General features: G+C 64.4%; 21 protein-coding genes. 11 read left to right on the plus strand and 10 right to left on the minus strand.

Annotation, left to right across the window (positions count from 1 at the left end):
* Window positions 1-81: 81 nt before the first annotated feature.
* From E4662_RS06010 to E4662_RS06020, 3 genes are read right to left on the minus strand one after another with little or no spacing between them, the layout of a single operon-like run.
* The gene (locus tag E4662_RS06010; RefSeq protein WP_136440585.1) at window positions 82-1,050 is read right to left on the minus strand and encodes a LysR substrate-binding domain-containing protein; all 969 of its coding nucleotides are present in this window, start codon (window positions 1,048-1,050) and stop codon (window positions 82-84) included.
* An 18-nt stretch (window positions 1,051-1,068) separates the two neighbouring features.
* Entirely contained in the window at window positions 1,069-1,914 is an 846-nt protein-coding gene (locus E4662_RS06015; protein ID WP_136440588.1) for a fumarylacetoacetate hydrolase family protein, read from the minus strand.
* Between the two features lie 49 nt (window positions 1,915-1,963).
* Window positions 1,964-2,650, minus strand: coding sequence for a GntR family transcriptional regulator (locus tag E4662_RS06020; RefSeq protein ID WP_136440590.1), 687 nt, complete (start codon window positions 2,648-2,650; stop codon window positions 1,964-1,966).
* A gap of 226 nt (window positions 2,651-2,876) precedes the next feature.
* Between E4662_RS06020 and E4662_RS06025 the strand changes: the two genes are divergently transcribed.
* The 10 genes from E4662_RS06025 to E4662_RS06070 all read left to right on the plus strand — a co-directional run bounded on the left by E4662_RS06025 (window position 2,877) and on the right by E4662_RS06070 (window position 13,991).
* Window positions 2,877-3,896, plus strand: coding sequence for a TRAP transporter substrate-binding protein (locus E4662_RS06025; RefSeq protein ID WP_136440592.1), 1,020 nt, complete (start codon window positions 2,877-2,879; stop codon window positions 3,894-3,896).
* Between the two features lie 104 nt (window positions 3,897-4,000).
* Window positions 4,001-4,819, plus strand: coding sequence for a TRAP transporter small permease subunit (locus E4662_RS06030; protein ID WP_136440594.1), 819 nt, complete (start codon window positions 4,001-4,003; stop codon window positions 4,817-4,819).
* A complete protein-coding gene (locus tag E4662_RS06035; RefSeq protein ID WP_136440596.1) occupies window positions 4,819-6,450 on the plus strand; it encodes a TRAP transporter large permease in 1,632 nt (543 codons plus the stop codon). Before E4662_RS06030 ends, E4662_RS06035 begins: the two co-directional genes overlap by 1 nt.
* 109 nt (window positions 6,451-6,559) lie before the next feature.
* On the plus strand, window positions 6,560-7,645 hold the full coding sequence (locus tag E4662_RS06040) for a mandelate racemase/muconate lactonizing enzyme family protein (protein WP_136440598.1): 1,086 nt from the start codon (window positions 6,560-6,562) through the stop codon (window positions 7,643-7,645).
* The gene (locus E4662_RS06045; RefSeq protein ID WP_136440600.1) at window positions 7,642-8,592 is read left to right on the plus strand and encodes a phytanoyl-CoA dioxygenase family protein; all 951 of its coding nucleotides are present in this window, start codon (window positions 7,642-7,644) and stop codon (window positions 8,590-8,592) included. Before E4662_RS06040 ends, E4662_RS06045 begins: the two co-directional genes overlap by 4 nt.
* A gap of 92 nt (window positions 8,593-8,684) precedes the next feature.
* Window positions 8,685-10,175, plus strand: coding sequence for a UxaA family hydrolase (locus E4662_RS06050; RefSeq protein ID WP_136440602.1), 1,491 nt, complete (start codon window positions 8,685-8,687; stop codon window positions 10,173-10,175).
* Between the two features lie 121 nt (window positions 10,176-10,296).
* On the plus strand, window positions 10,297-11,361 hold the full coding sequence (locus E4662_RS06055) for a Gfo/Idh/MocA family protein (protein ID WP_136440604.1): 1,065 nt from the start codon (window positions 10,297-10,299) through the stop codon (window positions 11,359-11,361).
* 1 nt (window position 11,362) lies between these two features.
* The gene (locus E4662_RS06060; protein WP_136440606.1) at window positions 11,363-12,253 is read left to right on the plus strand and encodes an NAD(P)-dependent oxidoreductase; all 891 of its coding nucleotides are present in this window, start codon (window positions 11,363-11,365) and stop codon (window positions 12,251-12,253) included.
* Window positions 12,250-12,972: an SDR family oxidoreductase gene (locus tag E4662_RS06065; protein ID WP_136440608.1), complete on the plus strand. Its 723-nt coding sequence runs from the start codon at window positions 12,250-12,252 to the stop codon at window positions 12,970-12,972. The genes E4662_RS06060 and E4662_RS06065 overlap by 4 nt, the downstream gene beginning before the upstream one ends.
* 107 nt (window positions 12,973-13,079) lie before the next feature.
* Window positions 13,080-13,991, plus strand: a complete 912-nt coding sequence (locus tag E4662_RS06070; RefSeq protein ID WP_136440610.1) for a DMT family transporter — start codon at window positions 13,080-13,082, stop codon at window positions 13,989-13,991.
* Between the two features lie 30 nt (window positions 13,992-14,021).
* Here E4662_RS06070 and E4662_RS06075 read toward each other — a convergent pair whose 3' ends face one another.
* Window positions 14,022-14,756, minus strand: a complete 735-nt coding sequence (locus tag E4662_RS06075) for an SDR family oxidoreductase (protein WP_136440612.1) — start codon at window positions 14,754-14,756, stop codon at window positions 14,022-14,024.
* A gap of 95 nt (window positions 14,757-14,851) precedes the next feature.
* The gene (locus E4662_RS06080; RefSeq protein ID WP_136440614.1) at window positions 14,852-16,633 is read right to left on the minus strand and encodes an IlvD/Edd family dehydratase; all 1,782 of its coding nucleotides are present in this window, start codon (window positions 16,631-16,633) and stop codon (window positions 14,852-14,854) included.
* Between the two features lie 271 nt (window positions 16,634-16,904).
* On the opposite strand from E4662_RS06080, the gene E4662_RS06085 reads away from it, so the two are divergent.
* Complete coding sequence (locus E4662_RS06085) at window positions 16,905-17,606, plus strand: RraA family protein (RefSeq protein ID WP_136440616.1); 702 nt, start codon at window positions 16,905-16,907, stop codon at window positions 17,604-17,606.
* Window positions 17,607-17,949: 343 nt separating this feature from the next.
* Here E4662_RS06085 and E4662_RS06090 read toward each other — a convergent pair whose 3' ends face one another.
* The 5 genes from E4662_RS06090 to E4662_RS06110 all read right to left on the minus strand — a co-directional run bounded on the left by E4662_RS06090 (window position 17,950) and on the right by E4662_RS06110 (window position 23,010).
* Window positions 17,950-18,993: a DUF2332 domain-containing protein gene (locus tag E4662_RS06090; RefSeq protein WP_136440618.1), complete on the minus strand. Its 1,044-nt coding sequence runs from the start codon at window positions 18,991-18,993 to the stop codon at window positions 17,950-17,952.
* Between the two features lie 67 nt (window positions 18,994-19,060).
* Window positions 19,061-19,957: a phytanoyl-CoA dioxygenase family protein gene (locus tag E4662_RS06095; RefSeq protein WP_136440620.1), complete on the minus strand. Its 897-nt coding sequence runs from the start codon at window positions 19,955-19,957 to the stop codon at window positions 19,061-19,063.
* A 149-nt stretch (window positions 19,958-20,106) separates the two neighbouring features.
* A complete protein-coding gene (locus E4662_RS06100; protein WP_136440622.1) occupies window positions 20,107-21,027 on the minus strand; it encodes an NAD(P)-dependent oxidoreductase in 921 nt (306 codons plus the stop codon).
* Window positions 21,028-21,037: 10 nt separating this feature from the next.
* The gene (locus tag E4662_RS06105) at window positions 21,038-22,414 is read right to left on the minus strand and encodes an FAD-binding oxidoreductase (RefSeq protein ID WP_136440624.1); all 1,377 of its coding nucleotides are present in this window, start codon (window positions 22,412-22,414) and stop codon (window positions 21,038-21,040) included.
* Window positions 22,411-23,010, minus strand: a complete 600-nt coding sequence (locus E4662_RS06110; protein ID WP_136440625.1) for a LysE family translocator — start codon at window positions 23,008-23,010, stop codon at window positions 22,411-22,413. The genes E4662_RS06105 and E4662_RS06110 overlap by 4 nt, the downstream gene beginning before the upstream one ends.
* Window positions 23,011-23,018 lie beyond the last annotated feature (8 nt).

Here is a 23,018-nt window from a genome sequence, read left to right on the forward strand (position 1 = left end):
GATCTGAAAACCCACGGGCCCAAAGCCCGCCGGGCGGTCTACTCCGCAGCGCCGCCTTGTGCAAGTCCGCAGCTTTGGTGCTCAGCCCTGCACCAGCCAGTCCGCCGCCGCGATACTCTCGACGCGCAGCCCATGGTCCGAAACGATCCGCGCCAGCCCCGCGTCATGCGCCGCCGCCTCCCCCTCCAGCCAATCGAGGAACAGCCGCACCGCACGGCGCGAGAGGTTGCGCTCCGGGCAGAGCGCCCAATAGGCCGGGAAACGCACCACCGGCAGCTGCGGTGTGACCGGCACAAGGCGCCCCGCTTCCACTTCCCCCGCACAGAGCGCCAGCGATTCAAGGCAGATCCCAACCCCGTCCAACGCCAGTTGCAGCGCCATCGAAGAACGGTCCATCAGGATGGATTTGCGGTTCGCGGGCGTCTCCACGCCCATCCGCCAGAGCCAGACGTCCCACTGGCACAGCGCGCGGGCGCTGTCGATCAGCCGGGCGTCCTGCAATCGCCGGGCCGGATCATCGGGGAGTTGTTCGAGATAAGCCGGGCTGCACAGCGGCAGAACGCAATCGTCCAGGACGGCACGCTCGGGAAAGCCGCGCCAGCCGCCGGGGCCATAGCGAATGTCCAGATCCATGATTTCGCGGTCAAAATCCGTGGGATCGGGCGCGGCATCCACGCGCAGATCCCAGTCGGGATAGCGCTGCACAAAGCCGGACAGGCGCGGCCCGAGCCAGCGCACACCAAAGCTCGGCGTGACCCGCAGGTTCAGCCGCCGTGCGTCGCGGTTCTGGCCCAGATGCGCCTGCGCGTCGCGCAACATGCGGATCGCGGCAGAGGAGGCCTGAAACAACTGTTCCCCCTCCAGCGTCAGCCGCAAGGCGCGCCCCTGACGGCGGAACAGCTTGACGCCCATCTGCTCTTCCAGCTGGCGGATCTGCTGGCTCACGGCCGAAGGGCTGACCGACAATTCATCGGCGGCGCGGCTGAGAGAGCCGCGCCGCGCAACGCATTCAAAATGCAGGTAGGCATTCAGGCTGGGTGGACGGGCCATGCCTCAGCCTTGCCCCGATCAGTCCGCGGCCACGGTTGTCTGTTTCTGACGGCCCAGCCCTTCGACCTCGACCTCCATCACGTCGCCGGGCTTGAGAAAGCGCTGCGGCTTCATGCCCATGCCCACGCCGGACGGCGTGCCGGTGGCGATGATGTCGCCGGGCTGCAGAAGCATGAACTGGCTCATGTAGCTGACAATTTCCCGCACGGAGAAGATCATGTCGGAGGTGTTGCTGTCCTGAACCGTCTCGCCGTTGAGATCGAGGCTCACACGCAGGTTCTGCGGATCCCCCACCTCGTCCGCCGTCACCAGATACGGGCCGGTCGGGCCAAAGGTCGGGGCGGATTTGCCCTTGATCCACTGGCCCAGCTTCTCGATCTGGAACTCGCGCTCGGAGACGTCATTGATCGTGCAATAGCCCGCCACATAGTCCAGCGCATCCGCTTCGGAGACGTAAGAGGCGGTCTTGCCGATCACCACGCCAAGCTCCACTTCCCAGTCGCCCTTGGTCGACGTGCGCGGGATGATCACGTCATCATAAGGGCCGGACAGCGCCGAGGAGGCTTTGGAGAACAGCACCGGCTCGGTCGGCGCGTCCATGCCGCTTTCCTTGGCGTGCAGCGCGTAGTTCAGGCCGACGCAGAAGAAATTCGGCACCGAGGCCAGGCAGGACCCGATGCGGCCCGGGTCTTCGACCACCGGCAGGCTGGCCAGATCCAGCGCGCGGATCGCGTCCAGCGCCTCCAGCGAGACGCCCTCGCCCGCGAAATCCGGCACCACGCCGCTGAGGTCGCGCACCTTGCCATCCGCATCCAGAATGCCGTGCTTTTCCTGACCCTTGGGGCCAAACCGCAGAAGTTTCATCTCGTGTCTTTCCTTGTTCGAGGGTGTGTGTCGCCGCCTAAACCTTGGTCTACGCAGCAGAATGTCCAGTCGCGGAGGTCTCTTCCGCGTGCACTTCCTGTTCGAAATAATCCTGAACGTTGATCACGAGGTGCTCCAGATGGTCGCTCAGGTTGTCGTGGATCAGCGCCGCATCCCGCGTCTGCAGCCCTTCGACAATCGCGTTGTGCTGCCGGATGACCCGATCGCGCGAGCGTTTGCGGTTGGCCGACAGGTAGCGCGCGCGCCACAGGCGGGACAGGATCGATCCATGCGCCTCGGCCAGCACCGGGTTGTTGGCGGCGCGCACGATGGCGCGGTGAAATTCCATGTCGAGCTCAAAGACGTCAATCATGTCGATCTCGTCATAGAGCGTCTCCATCCGGCCTTGAATGGCCGCAATCTCCGCCAGCTGTGCTTCGCTGGCGCGCTCCACCGCGAGCCGGGCCGACATCAGCTCCAGCGAGATCAGCACTTCGAAATTGTCGGAAACCTCGCGCAGGGTCAGCTGCACCACAACCGGGCTGCGCGCGGGCCGGAGCATGACCAGCCCTTCCTTGGCAAGGATGCGAATCGCCTCGCGCATCGGCGTGCGCGACACCCCCATCTCGGCGGCGTTGTCGCGCTCCTTGACCGGGGCACCGGGGGCCAGCGTGCCCCTCAGAATGGCCCTGCGAAGCTGATTCGCGATCTGTTCCGGTAGTGTCTCGTCCGACATGCAGCCGCCTTTTTTGGCAGTCCTTTTACGGTGTTTTACCGCGTTACCCCACCCTCAAAGGGCGGCTTTTCGTGTTCAAAATTTGGTATACCAAAAATCCTTGCCTGTCGACCTCGCTTTGGTTAGCGTACCTCACGAGATGGTATACCATCCAAAATCGGCGGGGAGATTTCCGCCAAAATCAAATCGTCGGTCGCAGGAGGAGGCGGCCTTCGGGGGAGGAAAAATGAAGATCAAATCACTATTGAAATCCGCAGCTGTCGCTGCGGTGGCCGTCACCGGCACGGCCGCTTTCGCTCAGGACGTGACTCTTCGCATCCAGACACACTACGCCACGGAGCACCCGACAGGGCAGATGCTGGCCAAGTGGATCGACGACGTGCAGGTCATGTCGGGCGGCGAAATCGCGGTTGAAATGTTCTACAGCTCGTCCGTTGTGGCCACCACCGAAACCTTTGACGCCGCGATCAACGGCATTCTCGACTGTGACGCCACCGGCGGTGCCTACCAGACCGGCAAGAACCCGGCGTTCCAGTTCGTCGGCGACATCATGGGCGGCTATGACACGCCCTGGCAGCAGTATAGCTGGCTGTATTATGGCGGCGGCTATGACGCGGCCCAGGAGCTGTACAACGCACAGAACATGCAGCTGATCGGCTGGGCAATCTACGGCCAGGAAAGCTTTGCCTCCTCGCGTCCGATTGCAGGCCCAGAGGATCTCAAAGGCTGGAAGTTCCGCTCGCCGCCGGGCATGGAAACCGAGATCTTCGAAAAGCTGGGCGCCTCGCCCATCGTGATGGACTTCACCGAGATCTTCACCGCGCTGGAAACCGGCATCATCGACGGGGCGGACGCCTCCGGCCTCGCCAACAACGTCGGCCTTGGCCTCTATGACATTGTCAAGCACGCCAACTACCCCGGCTTCCACTCCATGCCGTCGGACCACCTCGCCTGTAACAAGGACGTGTGGGAAGGCCTGTCGGAGAAGCATCGCCGCATCATCGAGACCGCGTGGCAGAAGCTTGGCTTCCAGATCGCCATGCTGAACGAAAAGGCGAACACCGAAGCGGCCTCCGCGCTGCAGGAACAGGGCGTCACGCTCTATGCCTGGTCCGCCGAGGACCGCAAGGAATTCCGCGCCGCCGCTCAGGCCGCATGGGATGACTGGGCCACCCGCAGCCCCGAAGCCGGCGCGCTTGTGGAAAGCCACAAGACCTACCTGCGCCAGCTCGGCCTGATCGACTGATCCCGGCTGACACGTCCCCGCCTCTGACCTGAGGCGGGGCACAGGCGGGGCACAGCGACCCCGCCATTTTTTTCTCGCGACACCCCCATGGAAGGAGACCGCGCATGGAAGGCAATAGCCTGTGGCTGGGCGGATTGAGACAGCCGATCAAGCAAGCCATGATCGGATGCACGGCACTGACCGCAATCCTCTATGTCTGGCTCGTCGGGAACCGGATCTTCGTCGAAGGGGCCATCGGCATGCACCAGATGATCCGCCCGGCAGAAGGCGGTCCGCTGGTCACCGTCATGCTGACGCTGATCGCGCTGACGCTGCTGTTCACCTCGCTGTTCCTGTCGGACACGCGCGGCGCCATCGAACAGGAACCGGACGGGTTCTTCGACATCCTTTCGCTGGTCTGCTCGCGGCTGGCGATGATCTCCATCGCGCTGATCGTCATCGTGATGTTCTACGAGGTGGTCTCGCGCTACGTCTTCTCGCGCCCGACGCTCTGGGCCAACGAACTCTCGCTCTGGATCGCGGCCTTCCTGTTCCTGTTTGCCGGGCAATACGCCATGCAGCAGCGCAGCCACATCCGCATCTACGTGATCTATGACATGATGCCCCGCTGGGCACAGAAAACCTCTGATGTCATCTCTGTCGTGCTGATCTGCGCCTTCACCTTCGCGCTGATCTGGGGCGGCTACAACGACGCCATGCGCCGGATGCTGCGGATGGAGACCTTTGGCACGGCCTGGGATCCGGCAATCCCCGGCACCGTCAAACCGGCGATCCTGATCATCATCATCCTTGTGACCATTCAGGCGATCTCGAACCTGATCGCCGACTGGAACAAGGCCCCCGAACACCACAACCCCGCTGACGAGATCGACGAAACCGAGATCGAGAACATCCGCAAGACACTGGAAGAGGACAAACGCTGATGGCTGATCTCATCGACCTGATCGCCGCCACGCTGGGCTGGAACGAACTTGGGCTGATCTCTCTGGTCCTGCTCTTGATGATGTTCTTCCTGCTCGCCATCGGCATGCCGCTGGGCTTTGCCTCCGCCTTCCTCGCGGTGGTGGTGCTGATGATGAAGTTCGACAGCAGCATCCTGTTCCGCACATGGGGCCAAGGGCCGTTCAACGTGCTGGGGCAAGCGGTCTATCGCCAGATGACCAACTACGTGCTGATTTCCGTGCCGCTGTTCATCTTCATGGCCGCGCTGCTGGAACGCTCCGGCATTGCCCGCGACATGTATTCTTCGCTGAACCAATGGCTGTCCCGCACCCGCGGCGGCATCGCCTTTGTCACCTCGATCATGGCCGTCATCATGGCTGCCATGTCCGGGATCATCGGCGGCGAAGTGGTGCTGCTGGGCCTGATCGCCCTGCCCCAGATGCTGCGCCTGAACTATGATCAGAACCTCGCCATCGGCACGATCTGCGCCTCCGGCTCTCTGGGCACGATGATCCCGCCGTCGATTGTTCTGATCTTCTACGGGCTTGTCACCGAAACCTCGATCAAGGCGCTGTTCACCGCGTCCTTCCTGCCGGGCTTCATGCTGGCCAGCTTCTTCATCATCTACATCTTCATCCGCACCCGGATCACCCCGTCGCTTGCCCCGTTGCCGCCCGATGACCCGAACGATCCCAAGGGCCGCGAAAAGGGCCTGCGCTTTCTCGGCTTCCTCGCCAAGTTCGGCGTCTGGGCCACCGGCGTTCTGTTTGGCCGCGCGCTGTTCTTCACCGTCACCGGGCAGAACGCGATTGTCGAAGGCGTCGATCCCATCGCGCTCGGCATGGTCTCGCACCTGCCGTGGCTCGCCGGGGCCTTTGTGCTCTGCTTCGCCACGATCTTCCTGGTCGGCCGCGAGCGCACGGCGGAAGGCTGGGAAATGGGCAAGGGCCTCGTCGCCCCGACCATCGTGATCGGTGTGGTGCTCGGCTCCATCTACATGGGCATCACCGGCATCACCGAAGCGGCGGGCATGGGGGTTGTGGCGGTCTTTGTCATCGGCCTGCTGCGCCGCGAGATGTCCTTCGACATCGTCTGGGACTCGCTCATGCGCACACTCAAATCCACCGGCACGATCATCTGGGTCACCATCGGCGCCTCGGCGCTGGCAGCGGCCTATACTCTGGCGGGCGGGCCGACCTACGTGGCCAACATGATCGTCGGCGCGGACATGCCGACCATGGGGGTGATCCTCGTGATGATGTTCATCTTCCTGATCATGGGGATGTTCATGGACTGGGTCGGCATCGTGCTGCTGATCATGCCGGTGTTCCTGCCGATCGTGGTCAAGCTCCCGGCGGAAGAGATCGGCTTCTTCGGCCACGTGGACGCGCGCTACATCCCGATCTGGTACGGCGTGGTGTTCTGTATGAACATGCAGGTGAGTTTCCTCTCGCCACCCTTCGGACCTGCGGCCTTCTACCTCAAGTCCGTGGCCCCGGCGCATATCTCGCTGACCGACATCTTCCGAGGCTTCCTGCCCTTCATCTGCCTGCAGCTTCTGGCGCTGGCGGTGCTGCTGGCCTGGCCGCCGATCGTGACGATCTTCTTGTGACGTCTGGCGCGGGCGATCCACGGGCCGCCCGCGCCACCCAAATTCCGGTCCCGGAATTTGCAAATTTCATCGATGAAATTTGCCCCGCCCCGATCAAATGGAGGACCCCATGCCCGCCATCGCCCATCTGAAAACCGATCACTACCGCATCCCCCTGCCCCGCGCGCTGGAGGATTCCATGCACGGCAGCATGGCGGACTTCGAAGTGATCACTGTCACCGTGACGGACACGGATGGCGGGACAGGGGTCGGCTACACCTACACCTGCGGCGAAAACGGTGGCGCGATTGCCGACATCCTTGGCCGTGAAATGCCACCGCGCGTTGCAGGCCGCGATGCGGACCTGATCGAGGCGCTCTGGAAAGACCTCTGGTGGTCCTTCCACTACGGCGGGCGCGGCGGGCCAACCGTCCTGGCGCTCTCCGCCTTTGATATGGCGCTCTGGGATCTCAAGGCACGGCGCATGGGCCTGCCGCTCTACCGCCTGCTCGGCGGCTATGATGCGCAGGTGCCGGTCTATGCCGGCGGGATCGACATTGATCTGTCTCCCGCCGAACTCGTTGACCAGACCCACGAGAACTTTGCCAAGGGCCACCGCGCCATCAAGATGAAGGTTGGCCGCGAACGCCTCTCTGAGGACGTCGCCAAGATGGCCGCCCTGCGCGAGACCTTCGGGCCGGACATGCCGCTCATGGCCGATGCCAACATGAAATACACCGTGGACGCCGCCATCCGCGCCGCCCGCGCCTTCCGCGCGTTTGACCTCACCTGGTTCGAAGAGCCGATCCCGCCCGATCACCCCCAAGGCCACGCCCGCATTGCCACAGAAGGCGGCATCCCGCTGGCCTCGGGCGAGAACCTGCGCAGCACCTGGGATTTCCGCACGTTGATCGAAAGCGGCGTGACCTTCCCCGAACCGGATGTGACCAACTGCGGCGGCGTCACGGCCTTCATGAAGATCGCCCACCTGGCCGAATGTTTCCACCTGCCTGTCACCTCCCACGGCGCGCATGACGTCACCGTCCACCTGCTCGCCGCCTGCCCCAACCGCACCTTTATGGAAGCGCATGGCTTCGGGCTCGACGCCTATATCGAAACCCCGCTTGCGCTCAGCGACGGCACGGCCCGCGCGCCGGAAACCCCCGGTCACGGCATCGTCTTCGACTGGGAGAGGCTGGAAAGGCTGCGGGCATGACCCTCTTCCTGACACCGGAGCAGATCGCCTTTTTCGACAGCCAGGGCTACCTGATTGTCGAGGACGTGCTGGATCAGACCACTCTGGCGGCGGTCAAATCCGAATACAGCGCCCTGCTCGATCAGATGTATGACCGCTGGCACGCCGACGGACAGGTTCCGCCCGCAGGCACGCAGGACTTTTTCGAAAAACTGCTCACCGGATACAAGGCAGGCTGCGAATGGTTCCAGCCCATGGACATCTCCCTGCCCGGCTCCAAAATCGAAGCAGACACGCCTTTCCACTGCGGGCCAGCGGTCTTCGACATGCTCACCAACGCGCGGCTTCTGGATATGGTCGAGGACCTTCTGGGGCCAGAACTCACCTCCACCCCGATCCAGCACGTCCGCCTCAAACCGCCCTCAAACATCCTGCGCGACACGGAAACCACGGCCCATATCATGGCCACAGACTGGCACCAGGACCGCGCCGTGGCCCACGCGGAGGGCGACGCGACCCAGATCGTCACGGTCTGGCTCGCCATGATGGACGCCACGCCGGAAAACGGCTGCCTCAAGGTGATCCCGGGCAAGCCTCACATGTACCCGCACTGCCCCAAACGCCAGACCGCCATCGCTGACGGCTTTATCGATGAGGCCGACGCCATCCCACTGCCGGTCAAGGCGGGCGGCGCGGTGCTCTTCCACCCGCTCACCCCGCACGCCTCGCTCGACAACACATCGGGTGTGTTCCGCTGGAGCTTCGACATCCGCTACAACGTCACCGGCCAACCGACAGGGCGCGCCCACTTCCCCGAATTCATCGCACGATCCCGCGCCACGCCGGAAACCGAACTGCGCGATTGGCGCGCATGGCAAGACAGCTGGATCCAGACCCGCGCCACCCTCGCCCCGCAAGACCACATCCCCATCCACCGCTGGACCCATGATGCGCCCGCCTGCGCCTGAACCCATGCTTCTTTTCTGCAAAAATATCCCGGGGAGTCTCGCTGCGCGAGACGGGGCAGCGCCCCAGCCCCCTTTGACGCCAAAGACACGCCATGAACACTGTCCGACTTTCTGATGCAGACAATGTGATCACCGCCATCACCGCGCTTGCGCCCGGGCAGGATGGCGCGACGCAGGCCATCCCGCGCGGTCACAAGCTTGCCACGCAGGACATCCCGAAAGGCGCGCCGGTGCTGAAATACGCGCAGGTGATCGGCTACGCGGCCGAGGACATTGCCGCAGGCTGCCATGTGCACACGCACAATCTCGAGTTTCGCAACGTCGACACCGAATACACCTTCGGCACCAACCTGCGCCCGGCGCCTGCGCCAAAAACCCGCGACACCTTCATGGGCTACCGCCGCGCTACGGGCCGGGTTGGTACGCGCAACTACATCGCCGTCCTGACTTCGGTGAACTGCTCGGCCACCGCCGCGCGCAAGATTGCCGAACATTTCACCGACGCACGGCTTGCGGCGTATCCGAATGTTGATGGCGTTGTTGCCTTTGTGCATGGCACGGGCTGTGCCATGGGCGGCGATGGCACGGGGTTCGAACTGCTCCAGCGCACGCTCTGGGGCTATGCGCGCAACCCGAACGTGGGCGGCGTGCTCATGGCCGGTTTGGGCTGCGAGATGATGCAGATCGACTGGCTCATCGAGGCCTATGGGCTGAAACCCGGCCCGCTGTTCCAGACCATGAACATCCAGGATGTTGGCGGGCTGCGCCGCACGGTGGAGCTGGGCATTGCCAGGATCGAAGACATGCTGCCGCGCGTGAACGAAGCGCGCCGCGAAGAATGCCCCTCGTCCGACCTGATGGTCGGCCTCGAGTGCGGCGGCTCCGATGCCTGGTCCGGGATCACGGCCAATCCGGCGGTGGGTTATGCCTGTGATCTGCTGGTGGCGCAGGGTGGCACGGGGGTGCTCTCCGAGACGCCAGAGATCTACGGGGCCGAACATATGCTGACGGCCCGCGCCGCCTCGCGCGCCGTGGGCGAGAAGCTGATTGAACTGATCAAATGGTGGGAGGGCTATACCGCCGCCGCGGGCGGCTCGATGGACAACAACCCCTCCCCCGGCAACAAGAAAGGCGGTCTGACGACGATTCTGGAGAAGTCCCTCGGCGCTTCGGCCAAAGGCGGCACCACGCCGCTCATGGGGGTCTACAGATACGCCGAACCGGTGACCGCGAAGGGCTTCACCTTCATGGACAGCCCCGGCTATGACCCGGCGTCGGTGACGGGCATGATCGCCTCTGGCTGCAATCTGGTGTGTTTCACCACCGGGCGCGGCTCGGCCTTTGGCTCGAAACCCTCACCGTGCATGAAAGTCGCCACAAATTCAGAGATGTACGGTCGCCTGCACGAGGACATGGATGTGAACGCCGGGACGATCCTGACGGAGGGCAAGAGCGTCGAAGAGGTGGGGCGCGAGATCTACGAGATGTGGCTACGCATGGCGTCGGGCGAGAAGACCAAGTCCGAGCTGCAGGGTTTGGGCGACTACGAGTTTGTCCCGTGGCAGATCGGAGCGGTGATGTGAGCGCGGGTATCGGCCGGGCGAAAATTTTGCCGGGACAAAATTTTTGTTCTTGGGGCGCTGCCCCGTCCCGTTGGGACTCCCCGGGATATTTTGAGCACAAAGAAACGGGGAGCGCGCGGACATGAGCCGGGCTTTGCCGCTGTGTGTTATAGGCGCGGGGTCCATCGGGCAGCGGCATATCGACGTGGCAGGGGCCTCGGCGCATGTGGAGCTGGTTGCCGTGGTGGAACCGGCGGCGGACTTGCGGGAGATGTTGGCGGGCAAGGGTCTGCCGGTTGTTGCAAACCTGGAGGCGGTGCCCGAGCGCGTGCGCGCAGCGGTGGTGGCGACGCCGACGCCGGATCACTTTGGCTCGGCGCACAGGGCGCTGGAGCGCGGCTGGGGCGTTCTGGTGGAAAAGCCGATTTGCGCGACGCTGGATGAGGCCAAGAGCTTGATTGAGGCGGCGCAGGCAAAGCGTTTGCCCCTGATCACCGGCCATCATCGGCGGTGCCATCCCTTTGCCATCGAGGCGCGGCAGGCGCTGGAGCAGTTCGGCGATCTTGTTGGCGTGCAGGGCCTGTGGTCCCTGCGCAAACATGACAGCTACTACGAAGCGGATTGGCGGCGCGCGCCCGGTGCGGGGCCGCTGATGACCAATCTTTCGCATGAGATCGACCTGTTGCGCTTCCTCGTCGGCGACATGGTGGAGGTCAGCGCTTTGCTTTCTTCGGCCCGGCGCGGGTTCGTGATCGAAGACAGCGCCAGCCTCGCCTTCCGCTTTGGAAACGGCGCGCTCGGCTCCTTCCTGATTTCGGACGCGGGCGCGTCGCCCTGGTCCTTTGAAGCCGCCAGTTTCGAGAACCCTGCGATTGCCGGATCAGGCGAGGATTACCTGAGGTTTGTTGGCACGGAGGGTGCGCTGGCCTTCCCCTCTCTGACCCGCTGGGGCCGCAGCGACGCTGGCGAGATCGAATGGTCCAAGCCCCTGCGCCGTCATGAGGGGCTGCGGTTCAGAAAAATCGATCCGCTGCAAGCGCAGATCGACCGTTTCGCGGCCGTGATGGCGGGCGCATCCGACGATGTGCTTTGCACCGGGGCGGACGGCCTGGCCGCATTGGAAATGACACTGGCCGCGGCGCTTTCGGGCCGAACCGGCGCGCCGGTCAGAGCGGGCGCTGTGCCCGGGGATTATACAGGAGTGTGACATGACCAAGCAGACCATAGGGTTTATCGGATTGGGGCTGATGGGGCGCGCCATGGTGGGATGCCTACAGGACAACGGCTATCCGGTGATCGGGCTCGGCAACCGGGATCGCACCGGCCTTGACGAACTGCTCGCCCGCGGCGGGCGCGAAGCCCAAAACGCCCGCGATCTGGCACAGCAGGCGGATATGGTGATGCTCTGCGTCGGCACCTCAGACCAGGTCGAAAGCCGCATCTTTGGCGCGGACGGCGTGCTGGCCGGGGTCAAACCGGGACAGATCGTGATCGATTTCGGCACCTCCCTGCCCGGCTCGACCAAGGCTATCGGCGCAGCATTGGCAGAGAAGGGCGCAGCCTACCTCGACGCCCCGCTGGGCCGCACCCCTGCCCATGCCAAGGACGGGCTTTTGAACATCATGTGTGCCGGGGACGCGGCGACCTATGCGCAGGCCAAGCCGGTGCTGGACGTGCTGGGCGAGAACGTCTTTCACCTCGGCGCGCTTGGCAACGGGCATACGATCAAGCTGATCAACAACTTTTTCGGTATGACCACCGCCGCCGCCATGGCCGAAGCCTTTGCCATGGCCGAGGCAGCGGGCATCGAAAGGCAGGCGCTGTTTGATGTCATGGGCGCGGGGCCGAACCGGTCAGGCATGATGGAGTTCATCCGCAACTATGCGGTCGACGGGCAGGTCGACCTCGCCTTCTCCGTCGCCAACGGCGCAAAAGACATCGGATATTACCGGCAAATGGCCAACGATCTGGGCAAACACAGCCGCATGTCGGGCGCGGCGGACGCCACCCTGCGCGAGGCGCGCGATGGCGGCGCGGGAGAAATCATGGTGCCGGAAATGGTCGAATGGATGGTTCAGAACCTGGGGAAAGAGACATGAGACTACAGGGCAAACGCGCCTTCATCACCGCCGCCGGTCAGGGCATCGGACGGGCAATCGCAGAGCATTACATCCGCGAGGGCGCGTCCGTCACGGCAACCGATCTGAAAGCCGACCTGCTGGACGGGCTGCACTGCACACACTTTGCGCTCGACGTGATGGACAAGGCGGCGCTGACACAGGCCATCGAGGACGCCGCCCCGGACATCCTCGTCAATTGCGCAGGCTTTGTGCATGGCGGCACGATCCTCGAAGCCACGGACGAGGACTTCGAATACGCCATGCTGCTCAACGTCCGCTCGCAGTTCCATGCCATGCAGGCCGTGCTCCCCGGCATGCTGGCGCGCGGCGGCGGCGCCATCGTCAACGTGGCCTCCGTCGCGGGCAGCATCCTCGCCGCCCCGGGGCGCTGCATCTACGGCACCTCCAAGGCCGCTGTCATCGGCCTGACCAAGTCCGTGGCCAAGGACTACGTGACCCAGGGCATCCGTGTGAACAGTATCTGTCCCGGCACCGTGGACAGCCCTTCGCTGCATGACCGCCTGCGCGCAACCGGCGATTACGACGCCGCAAAAACCGCCTTCATCGCCCGCCAGCCCATGGGCCGCATCGGCACGCCCGAGGAAGTCGCACTGCTCGCGGTCTACCTCGGATCGGACGAAAGCAGCTTCACCACCGGGCACAACCACGTGATCGACGGCGGCTGGGCCAACGGATAACACCTGAAAACCTCACCGGATTTTGTCAAACCCTGTGCTTCTTCTCTGTCCAAATATCCACCGGCGCTCACGCCCGTCCGGGCGATCCCGCCCTTCGAAAGCCCCCCATGTCCGAAGCCCAACCCAGAGAAAACCGCACCGGCGCCGGCGTCCTCCTGATGGCGCTCGCGGTGGTCGGCTTCACCTGCATCGACAGCTCGGCCAAATGGCTGATCCTTGGCGGCCTGCCCGCGCTTCAGGTGGTGTTTGTGCGTTACTTCGGGCATTTCCTCGTGGCCGTAGCGCTCTATGGCGCACGGGAAGGACGCGGCGCTTTTGTCTCGAACGCGCCCGCAAGACAACTCCTGCGCAGCCTGTTCCTGCTCGGCAGCACAGTGCTCAATTTCACCGCGCTGCAATACCTGCCGATCACCGTGACCACGACCATCATGTTCGCCAGCCCGATCGTGATCACCCTGCTGGCCATCCCGATCCTTGGGGAGACGGTCGGCCTGCGCCGGATCATCGCGGTCTGCACCGGCTTTGTCGGCGTGCTGGTGGTCATGCAGCCCTGGGGCGTCGCCTTTCACCCGGCCATGTTCCTGAACCTCGGCGCGCTGACCTTTGCCTCGCTCTACTTCGTCATGACGCGGCTGCTGGCCGGCGTCGAAGGCAACGCCACGCAGCAGATCTGGTCCTCCGGCTTTGCGGCGGCGGCGCTTGTCCCCTTCGTGATGGGCGGATGGATCTGGCCCGAAGGCGTCGACTGGATCGCCTTTTTGCTGATCGGAGCGTTTGGCGCGGGCGGGCATATCGCGGCGACCACGGCGCATCGCTGGGCGGATGCCTCGATCCTTGCGCCGGTAATCTACATCCAGATCTTCCTCGCCGCCCTCGCCGGTGTCCTGCTGTTTGACACCTGGCCAACTGTCTGGACGCTGGGCGGCGGCGCGATCATCATCGGCTCGGGCCTCTACATCTGGCAGCGCGAACGCGCCGTGCGCGGCCGGGTCAGGCGCCCGGTGCCGCACACCCGCTGACGTTAGCCGGGGTTACACCCCGGCGCTTTCTCAGCCACGCCCGATATAAGGCATGGCGCTCGCCATCACCGTCATGAACTGCACGTTCGCCTCTAAGGGCAGCGAGGCCATGTGCAACACAGAGGACGCCACGTTGGACACATCCATCACAGGCTCCACTGCGATCTCGCCATTGGCCTGCGGCACGCCTTTGGTCATTTTCTCGGCCATGTCGGTCAGCGCATTGCCAATGTCGATCTGCCCGCAGGCAATGTTGAACGGCCGCCCGTCAAGCGAGATCGACCGGGTCAGCCCGGTGATCGCATGTTTCGAGGCGGTATAAGGCGCAGAGCCCCAGCGCGGCACATAGGCCGAGACAGACCCGTTGTTGATGATCCGCCCCCCTTGCGGCTCCTGCCCCCGCATCCGGGCAAAGGCCGCGCGGGCGCAGATAAACGATCCGGTCAGGTTGATGTCGATCGCCCGGCGGAAATCCGCGACAGAGGTCTCGTCAATCGTGCCGCCCATCACCGAAATCCCGGCGTTGTTGAACAGGCAATCAAGATGCCCCCATTCCGCCAGAGCCTTGTCAAAGGCCGCATCGACGCTGTCCTCATCCGAGACATCGCAGGGCAGTGCGAGCACAGCCTCATGCTCCGCCGCCAGCGCCTCCAGAAGCTCCGCCCGGCGGCCAACGATACCGACGTTCCAACCGGCCTGAACAAAGGCCAGCGTGCAGGCCTTGCCAATGCCCTGCCCGCCGCCGGTGATGATGATCGTCTGCATGTCCTCTCCCCTCCTCAACACAAAGCGCACCCAAAAGTCTTGCAAGACTTTTGCAAATTTCTTCCAAGAAATTTGTCCCGCGGGTGGCTATGGCTTCAATGATTGTCGCGCGGCAGGTTCCTTGCGATCTTCTGGTACGCCGTCGCCAGTTCCAGGCAGCCGCCTTCGGCCAGCTGGCCCACGTGCTTGCGGTAGATCTCCTGCCACGGCGTCTGGTTCACGATCTCCGGCGCCTCCCAGGCCTCGATGCGCGCCTGCCACTCGGCGTCGTCCACCAGGGCGTTCATGGTCGAGTTGTTCAGGTCGAGCCGCACCCGATCGCCGGTTTTCAGATAGGCCAGCCCGCCGCCCACCACCGATTCCGGCGAGGCGTTGAGGATCGAGGGCGATTCAGACGTGCCCGATTGCCGCCCGTCCCCCACCGTCGGCAGGTGGTTGATGCCCTGCTTGATCAGCGCATCGGGCGGCTGCATGTTCACCACCTCCGCCGAGCCGGGATAGCCGACACAGCCGACGCCGCGAATGAACAGGATGCAGGTCTCGTCGATGGCAAGCGCGTCGTCGTTGATCCGGTCGTGGTAATCCTCCGGCCCTTCAAAGACCACCGCGCGCGCCTCGTGCACGCCTTCGCGGCCCGGTTCGGACAAAAAGCGTTTCTGGAAATCCTCGGAGATCACCGAGGTCTTCATCAGCGCCGAGTCGAACAGGTTGCCGGACAGCACCTTGAAGCCCGCATTGGACCGCATCGGCGCGTCGTAGCTCTTGATCACGTCGTAATCTTCGCTTGCCAGACCCGCGAGGTTCTCGCCCATGCTTTTGCCCGAGGCGGTCATCGCGCCTTCGTGCAGGCGTCCCGCTTTCATCAGCTCCGCCATGACCGCCGGAACGCCGCCCGCGCGGAAAAAACTCTCGCCCAGGTATTCGCCCGCGGGCTGCATGTTGACCAGAAGCGGCACGTCAAAGCCGTGGGTCTCCCAGTCCTTCACGTTCAACTCCACACCCGCGTGCCGGGCCACGGCCTGAAGGTGCGGCGGGGCGTTGGTGCTGCCGCCGATGGCGGCGTTGGTCACGATGGCGTTCTCGAAAGCCTCACGCGTGAGGATATCCGAGGGTTTGAGATCGTCGAGCACCATCTGCACGATGCGCTTGCCGGTCTCATAGGCGGCGGCCATTCGTTCGCGGAACGGCGCGGGGATGGCGGACTGGCCCGTGAGGGTCAGGCCCAGCGCCTCTGCCATGGCGTTCATCGTCGAGGCGGTGCCCATGGTGTTGCAATGCCCCAGGGACGGCGCAGAGGAGCAGACGCGGGACATGAACTCTTCGTAGTCGATGGTCCCTTCCGCCAGCAGACGGCGCGATTCCCAGACGATGGTGCCGGAGCCGGCCCGCTTGCCTTTCCACCAGCCATCAAGCATCGGCCCGCCGTTGAGCGCAATCGCCGGCAGGTCCACCGTGGCCGCGCCCATGAGCATCGCCGGGGTTGTCTTGTCACAGCCGGTGGTCAGCACAACCCCGTCGATCGGGTAGCCATGCAGCACCTCGACAAGGCTCAGATAGGCCAGGTTGCGGTCCAAAGCCGCCGTCGGGCGTTTGCCGGTTTCCTGGATCGGGTGCACCGGGAATTCCATCGGAACGCCGCCCGCCTCGCGGATGCCTGCCTTGATCCGGTCCATCAGGAAGACGTGGATCTTGTTGCAGGGCGCCAGATCGCTGCCGGTGTTCGCAATGCCGATGATGGGCCGCTCGCTCTGCAGCTCTTCTCGCGTGAACGTGCTGTTCTGATAGCGCTCAAGGTAGAGCGCCGTCATACCCGGGTTGTTCGGGTTGTCGAACCACTCTTGCGAGCGGAAACGCTTGTTGGCCCGTGTATCTGACATCCTGTTCTCCCGGTTGGCACGGGCGCGCGATTCCCGCGTCTGCCCATTCGCTTGCAGCAGCATTTCAATTTGGTATACCAAAAGCAAGGGCTACGCGCACTCCTGCGGTATCCAATGCTCGGAGTTCTGTATAGGGCTGTGTCGTGGCAGGATGAAGCCCCGAATTTGCGACGGCTGTTTTCCGGCTGAGGCCGGACCTGTGGCTGCGCCGAATGCGCCATGGTGCGGCCCGTGCTGCACCTCGAAACCATATGAATCGAGGAGACCAGACATGATCGAAGAGCCGCCCCTCCTGACCCTGATCAAGAACGCCCCGCGCCCGACACAAGCGCAGATTGACGCGTTTCAGGGCATTCCCACCGGATTTGTCTGCGACGCGATGATGGGTAAGGGCGCGCTGTCCACGGCCATCGGCCCGATTGGCTTTGGCCGCGACTATGACTGCGTGGCCGCGGGTCCGGCGCTGGTGGCGGACAACGGGCCAGCGGATATTCTGGCGACCCTCGCCGCTGTTCACATGCTACAATCCGGCGATGTGGTTGTGGCGGCTTTCGGCGGCTTTCAAGGCTGCGCGGCCTCCGGCGATCAGCTCATGGGCATGATGAAGAACGCGGGCGCGGCGGGGTTCGTCACCGACGGGCCGATGCGGGACTACGAAGGGATGGTTGCGGTTGGCCTGCCCGCTTTCTGCGCCGGACTGAACGCCAACTCCCCCTATGCCAACGGCCCCGGCACAGTGGGCGGCGCGGCGATGGTGGGCGGCATGCAGATCGCCACGGGCGACATGATCATCGCGGACCGCAACGGGGTTGTGGTGGTGCCTTTTGCCGAGATCGACACGGTCATCGCCAAGCTCGACGAGGTGAAGGCGATGGAAGATGAGCTGGAGGCCAAGGTCGCCTCGGGTTTCTGCACGCCTTTGGATCTGGACGCGATGGTGGCCGAAGGGAAGGCCGTGGTGAAGGGCGGCTGAAACGGTCCTTCCTCACCCCAGGCGCGGAATCAAGGCCGCAGGCCGCCGCGCCATCGACGGGCCGTCCCCGCGGCACGGCGATTGGGTTGTCATTGCGCGCCACACTGGCCTAGCGCACCAGTGGCTGGGATAAATCAAGGGTTTCACAGTTAGGATCGCCGCACCACGGCCCGTCGATGACGCGGCTTGTTCTCTGGTCATGAGGTCCCGGATCAAGTCCGGGACGGCCCGTCATGTCGGAGACGTGCTTCCAGCATGATAGGCGCGGCGGCCTGCGGCCTTTGCTCCGCGCCCGAGGTGAGTCGAACGGTCGTTTCAAGCCAAACTACACAAACACCGCCCCTCAAACCTGCCACTCAATCCAATCCACATGGAAATGCGCACGCCCCAGCGCTGCTGTGATCGGCGCGCTGCCTGCCCAGAGCGTGGCCGTCAGCCCCGCGCCCGGCGTCTTCTCGTCCGGTTCCATGGCAAAATGCAGCAGCGGCGCGTCTGCCGTTGCGCGGGCCCCGGCTTCTGCAAGAGACCCCGCCACGGCGGCTTGCGTCTCGGGCGGGAAATACTGCGCGGCGATGGTGCTGTAGACCATGTGCAGCGCGCCCGGGACACGGCCCCGCAACCGCTGCTCCAGCCACCCCGCCGCATCCCCGGCGTCGAGCCGCGTCTCGCACAGCGCAATCGCCGCGCGGGTGCGCGCGAGCCGCACAGGCTGATCGGGCCAGAGGTAGGACAAGAGCCTGTGCGCGCCCTCGGGCGATGTCGGATCAAGCGGCATGAGATCCACCCCGCCCCGGTCCTGCACTCGGATGGGCAAGGGCACCGGCCGCCCTGCCCCGCGCCACTCCGGCGTCAAGGCCACCTCGGCTTCGGCTGGCCCATAAACCGCCCCGTCCATCGCAACCGAAAACCGGTCCAGTTGCAGGTTCAGCCCGGCGCTGCCGCCAAGTTCGGACAGGACCACCGGGCGCGGTCCGACCTGCCCCAGCCCCCACCACAGCCCCGCGATCACCGCCGCCGCGCGGCGCACCTCGTTGGTCTGGGGCGGGTTTTCCAGCCATGCCTGAAGGGTCGCCTCATGCCGCACAAGGGCCTCTGACACCGCCTGCCAAATCGCCGCGTCCGAGGCGGCGTTTGGTGGATAGACCGCTGCCAGCTCCGGCGCTTCGCCGCTCAGGACCAGCCCGTGCAAGGCCCCGGCCAATCGCAAGGGCACGGACTGTCCCGATGGCCCAAGCACGCCCTGCCAGGCATGGCAGCGCGCGCCCACCGCTGTCTCCGGGCCAAGCCGGTCGGCGCAGAGCGTCATCAGCCTGTCCATGAAAGGCGAGCCCAAAGCGGCGCAGCTTTGCGCCTGCTGCAAAAACGCGTCCTTAATTGTTTCACCCATGACAATCGCTCCCTCAAATACACGCAAAAAGTGTATTGTGCAGGCGCAGCATCGTCAATGCGGGCCGTCACTTGCCGGAAAACGCGCTCTTCGCCCCGCCCGATTGCTGCGTCTTGAAGATCGAGGAAATATCTTTGGCAGGCGGCAGCGGCAGGGTGACGGGCACGTCTGCCAGACGCGGGGTCAGACAGGGTGTGCCGGTGACCATCCGCTCCTGAAAATCCGCCCAGAATCGCTGCTGACCCAGCTCGTGAATGTAGCTGGACGCGCCCAGAAGCGGCCAGGCATCGGCGGCGGCCAGCTCATAAAACAGGATCAGCCGCGCCCGGTCCGAGACGTTTGGAGCAGAGCCATGCAGAAGGCGCACGTGATGCACCGTCATGTCCCCCGCCTTGCCGGTCAGGGTCACAGCCTTGTCCATGTCGAAAAGCGGATCATCCGGGTCAATCGCCCCGCAGAAGGTGCCGTCATGATGGTGGCTCAGGATCGGGCCTTTGTGTGAGCCGGGGATCACCATGAGCGGCCCGTTCGCCGCGTCCACATCCGCAAGGTTCAGGCCAAAGGCGAGCAGACTGTCATTGGTGTGCGGGTAGAACGCCCAATCCTGGTGCCACTCCACCGCCGCCCCGCCGCCCGGAGCCTTGGTGTTGAGCTTGGCAGTATTGATGTAGGTGTCAGGGCCAAGCAGATCGTTCAGCACCGCGCGCACCTTCGATTTCGTCAGGATGTCCCAATAGTAGGGATCAATCTTGTGCGGCAACTTGATCCGCGTCAGCCGCGGAACGTCCGGGCCATGGCCGGTGTCGAGGTCGTAGCGGTCATTGCTTTCGGTCACGTCACGCGAGGCGTCGATCAGCTGATGGGTGATCTCCTGCAGCCGTGCCAGCTCCTGCGCTGTGACCACGTTCTCGACCTTGAGATAGCCGTTTTCGGCGTAGAAATCCTTTTGCTCCTGCGTCAGCATTCTGTCTGTCCTCCCCTGATGGTGCGTGCCGGTTCATCCCTTGCCGCGTGGAAAAATTTGCCGGAGCAAATTTTTGTTTCGGGGCGCTGCCCCGGACCCCGGGATATTTCCGGCACAAAGAAACCCTCTGGCACCAAAAAAACGCCACGTCAGGCGCCTTTTTGCACCTCTTTTTCCATGTCGATCCCGTTCAGCCGCGCGATGTGGTCGGTCAGGAACGGCACGTAGTCTTCGGAGTGGCCGGTGGCTTCGACATGCGCGAAATACTGCCGCGTGGCCGAGGCGATCAGCGTCAGCGCGCCCGCGTCCGCCGCCATGGCGTTGGCATAGCGCACGTCCTTCGACGCGTTGGCGATGGAGAACTTGTGCGCATCGCGGTTGCGGTCGACGGCGTAGCTCATGAAGGTGTCAAAAAAGCCGTTGCCGAGCCGCGAAGAGCCGATGACCTTCTGCACTGTCTGAGGCGCGATGCCGACCTTGGCGCCGAGCACCGTGGCTTCGGCGTAGAGCGCGGCGTAGGACATGGCGATCAGGTTCATCAGGAGTTTCATCTTGTGGCCTGCGCCGGTCTCGCCCACGTGGTTGATATTGCCCGCCCAGCACTCGATGATCGGCAGAACCCGCGCATAGCTTGCGGCGTCCGCGCCGACCATGGCGTCGAGCGTGCCGGCCTCTGCCTCCTTTGGCGTGCGGCCGAGCGGCGCATCGACGATTGTGCCGCCCTTTTCTGCCAGCTCCCCTGCCAGCTTCATGGTCGAGACCGGATCCGCCGTGGAGCAATCGACGACAATCAGGCCGGGGCGTGCGCCCGCGAGGATACCATCGGCTCCGTGGTAGACCGCCTCGATCTGCGGTGAGTTGGACAGGCACAGGTGGATGACATCGCAGCGCGCCGCCATCTCGCGCGGGCTTGTCACTTCCGTGGCCCCCATACTCAGAAGGCTCTCGACCGGCGCGCGGTTGCGGTTGCCCTTGATCACCAGCGGGTAGCCGCCCGCGAGGATGTTCCTGGCCATGCCATGGCCCATCAGGCCCACACCGATAAAGCCGACGGTTGGTTTGTCTGTCATCGCGATCTCCTCATGTTTCCGGTGGCAGCAGTTTGCCGGGGTTCAGGATGCCCCTGGGGTCGAGCGCCTGTTTGATGCTGCGCATGTAGGCCAGCGCCGCGCCGTGTTCGGCGGCCATGAACTTCTGTTTGCCAAGGCCCACGCCGTGCTCTCCTGACACCGTGCCGCCCAGCCGCAGCGCGGTTTGGGCCAGAGCCCCGGTGAAGGCCTCGGCGCGCGCCATTTCATCCGCGTCCCTAGGATCGACACTGAGCCCGGCGTGAAAATTGCCGTCGCCCACATGGCCGACGATGGTGCTGGTCAGGCCGAGCCGGACCGCATCCTTCTGCGCCTGTGTCACCGCTTCGGCCAGCGCGCTGATCGGAACGCAAACATCCGTGGGCCAGATGTGCTTGCCTTTGCCCAGCGCCGCAGAGGCGTAATGGGCCGAATGGCGCATCTTCCACAGCGCGTTTCGGTCCTCGGCGCGGGTGGCGGTTTGCCAGCCGTCCGCGCCGAACTCGCGCGCGATTTCGCCAAAGAGTGCCATCTGTTCGGCCACGCCCGCCTCCGTTCCGTGGAACTCGACAAACAGATGCGGCTGTTCGGGCAGGCCAGCCTGTGCATAGGCGTTGAAGCCGCGCACCATCATGTGGTCCAGCAGTTCGATCCGCGCCATGGGCAGGCCGGACTGGATGGTCAGGATCACGCAGTTCACCGCCGTTTCAACCGATGAAAAGCGGCAGGTTGCGGCGGCGGTGGCCTCGGGGATGCCCTGCAGGCGCAGGGTCAGTTCGGTGATGACGCCAAGCGTGCCTTCGCTGCCCACCATCAGATGCGTGAGGTCATACCCGGTGGCAGATTTGCGCGCCTGTGTGCCCGTGCGGATCACCGTGCCGTCGGCCATGACCACCTCCAGAGCGAGGATATTCTCGCGCATGGTGCCGTAACGCACGGCCGTGGTGCCCGAGGCGCGCGTCGCCGTCATGCCACCCAGCGAGGCATCCGCGCCGGGATCCACCGGGAAAAACAGCCCGGTGGTGCGCAACGCCTCATTGAGCGCCATGCGGGTGAGACCGGGCTGGACCACCGCGTTCAGATCTTCGGCATGCACCGCCAGAACCCGGTTCATGCGGGTCATGTCGAGCGACAGCCCGCCATGGGTCGCAAGGTGCTGGCCTTCGAGGGACGAAGCCGCGCCGACCGGCGTGACAGGGCAGCCTGCCTCATGGCAGATCTTCAGGATCGCGCTGACCTCTTCGGTGGTCTCGGGATAGGCGACGGCCTCGGGCGGCGTGTTGGGGTAGTAGGTCTCGTTCTGGCCGTGCAGACGGCGCTCGGCCTCGCTGGTGGCAAGACGGCTGCCCAGCAGCGCTTCGAGGTGCGGCAGAGCCGTGGTGATCGTCATGTCTGTTTCAATCCGGAAAAGAGGGCGAGGCCGACGACGATCAGCATCGCCGCCGCCATCGCGAGGTTGATGCGGCGCTGCACCCTGTCGCTGAGGTTGAGACGGTGCAGGCTTGCCCCGGCCTTGAGCCAGCCAAGGTGGATCGGAATCCAGATCGCATTCACGATGATCAGCTTGGCAAGGGTTTCGAACAGCAGGTTGTCCGGCGCAAAGGGGAAGCCGGCGAACAGCGTGGTGTTGACCGTGTAGGCCTTGGGGTTGATGGCTTGCAGCGCGAGGCCCGCGAGCACGGCGGGCGGGGCTTTGGCCGCGATGAAGGCGATCTTTGATCCGGCAAAGGCAATGCGCGCGGCGAGGTAGATCAGGTAACCGATCGAGGCGACCATCAGCACCCAGCGCACCACGGGAACCGACAGGACAATCGCCGCCACGCCGCTGATCACCGCCAGCGCCACGAGGTTGGTGCCGATGAACAGCCCCAGCACGTAGCGCAGCCCGGCGCGGAATCCGTAGGCCGCGCCAAGACCCGCCGTCGACAGGACGCCGGGGCCCGGGGTGATGATCAGGAAAAACACGGCGACGGCAAAGGTCAGCATGGGCCGCA

Source organism: Pacificoceanicola onchidii (genome assembly GCF_004804335.1).
Taxonomy (GTDB): Bacteria; Pseudomonadota; Alphaproteobacteria; order Rhodobacterales; family Rhodobacteraceae; genus Pacificoceanicola; species Pacificoceanicola onchidii.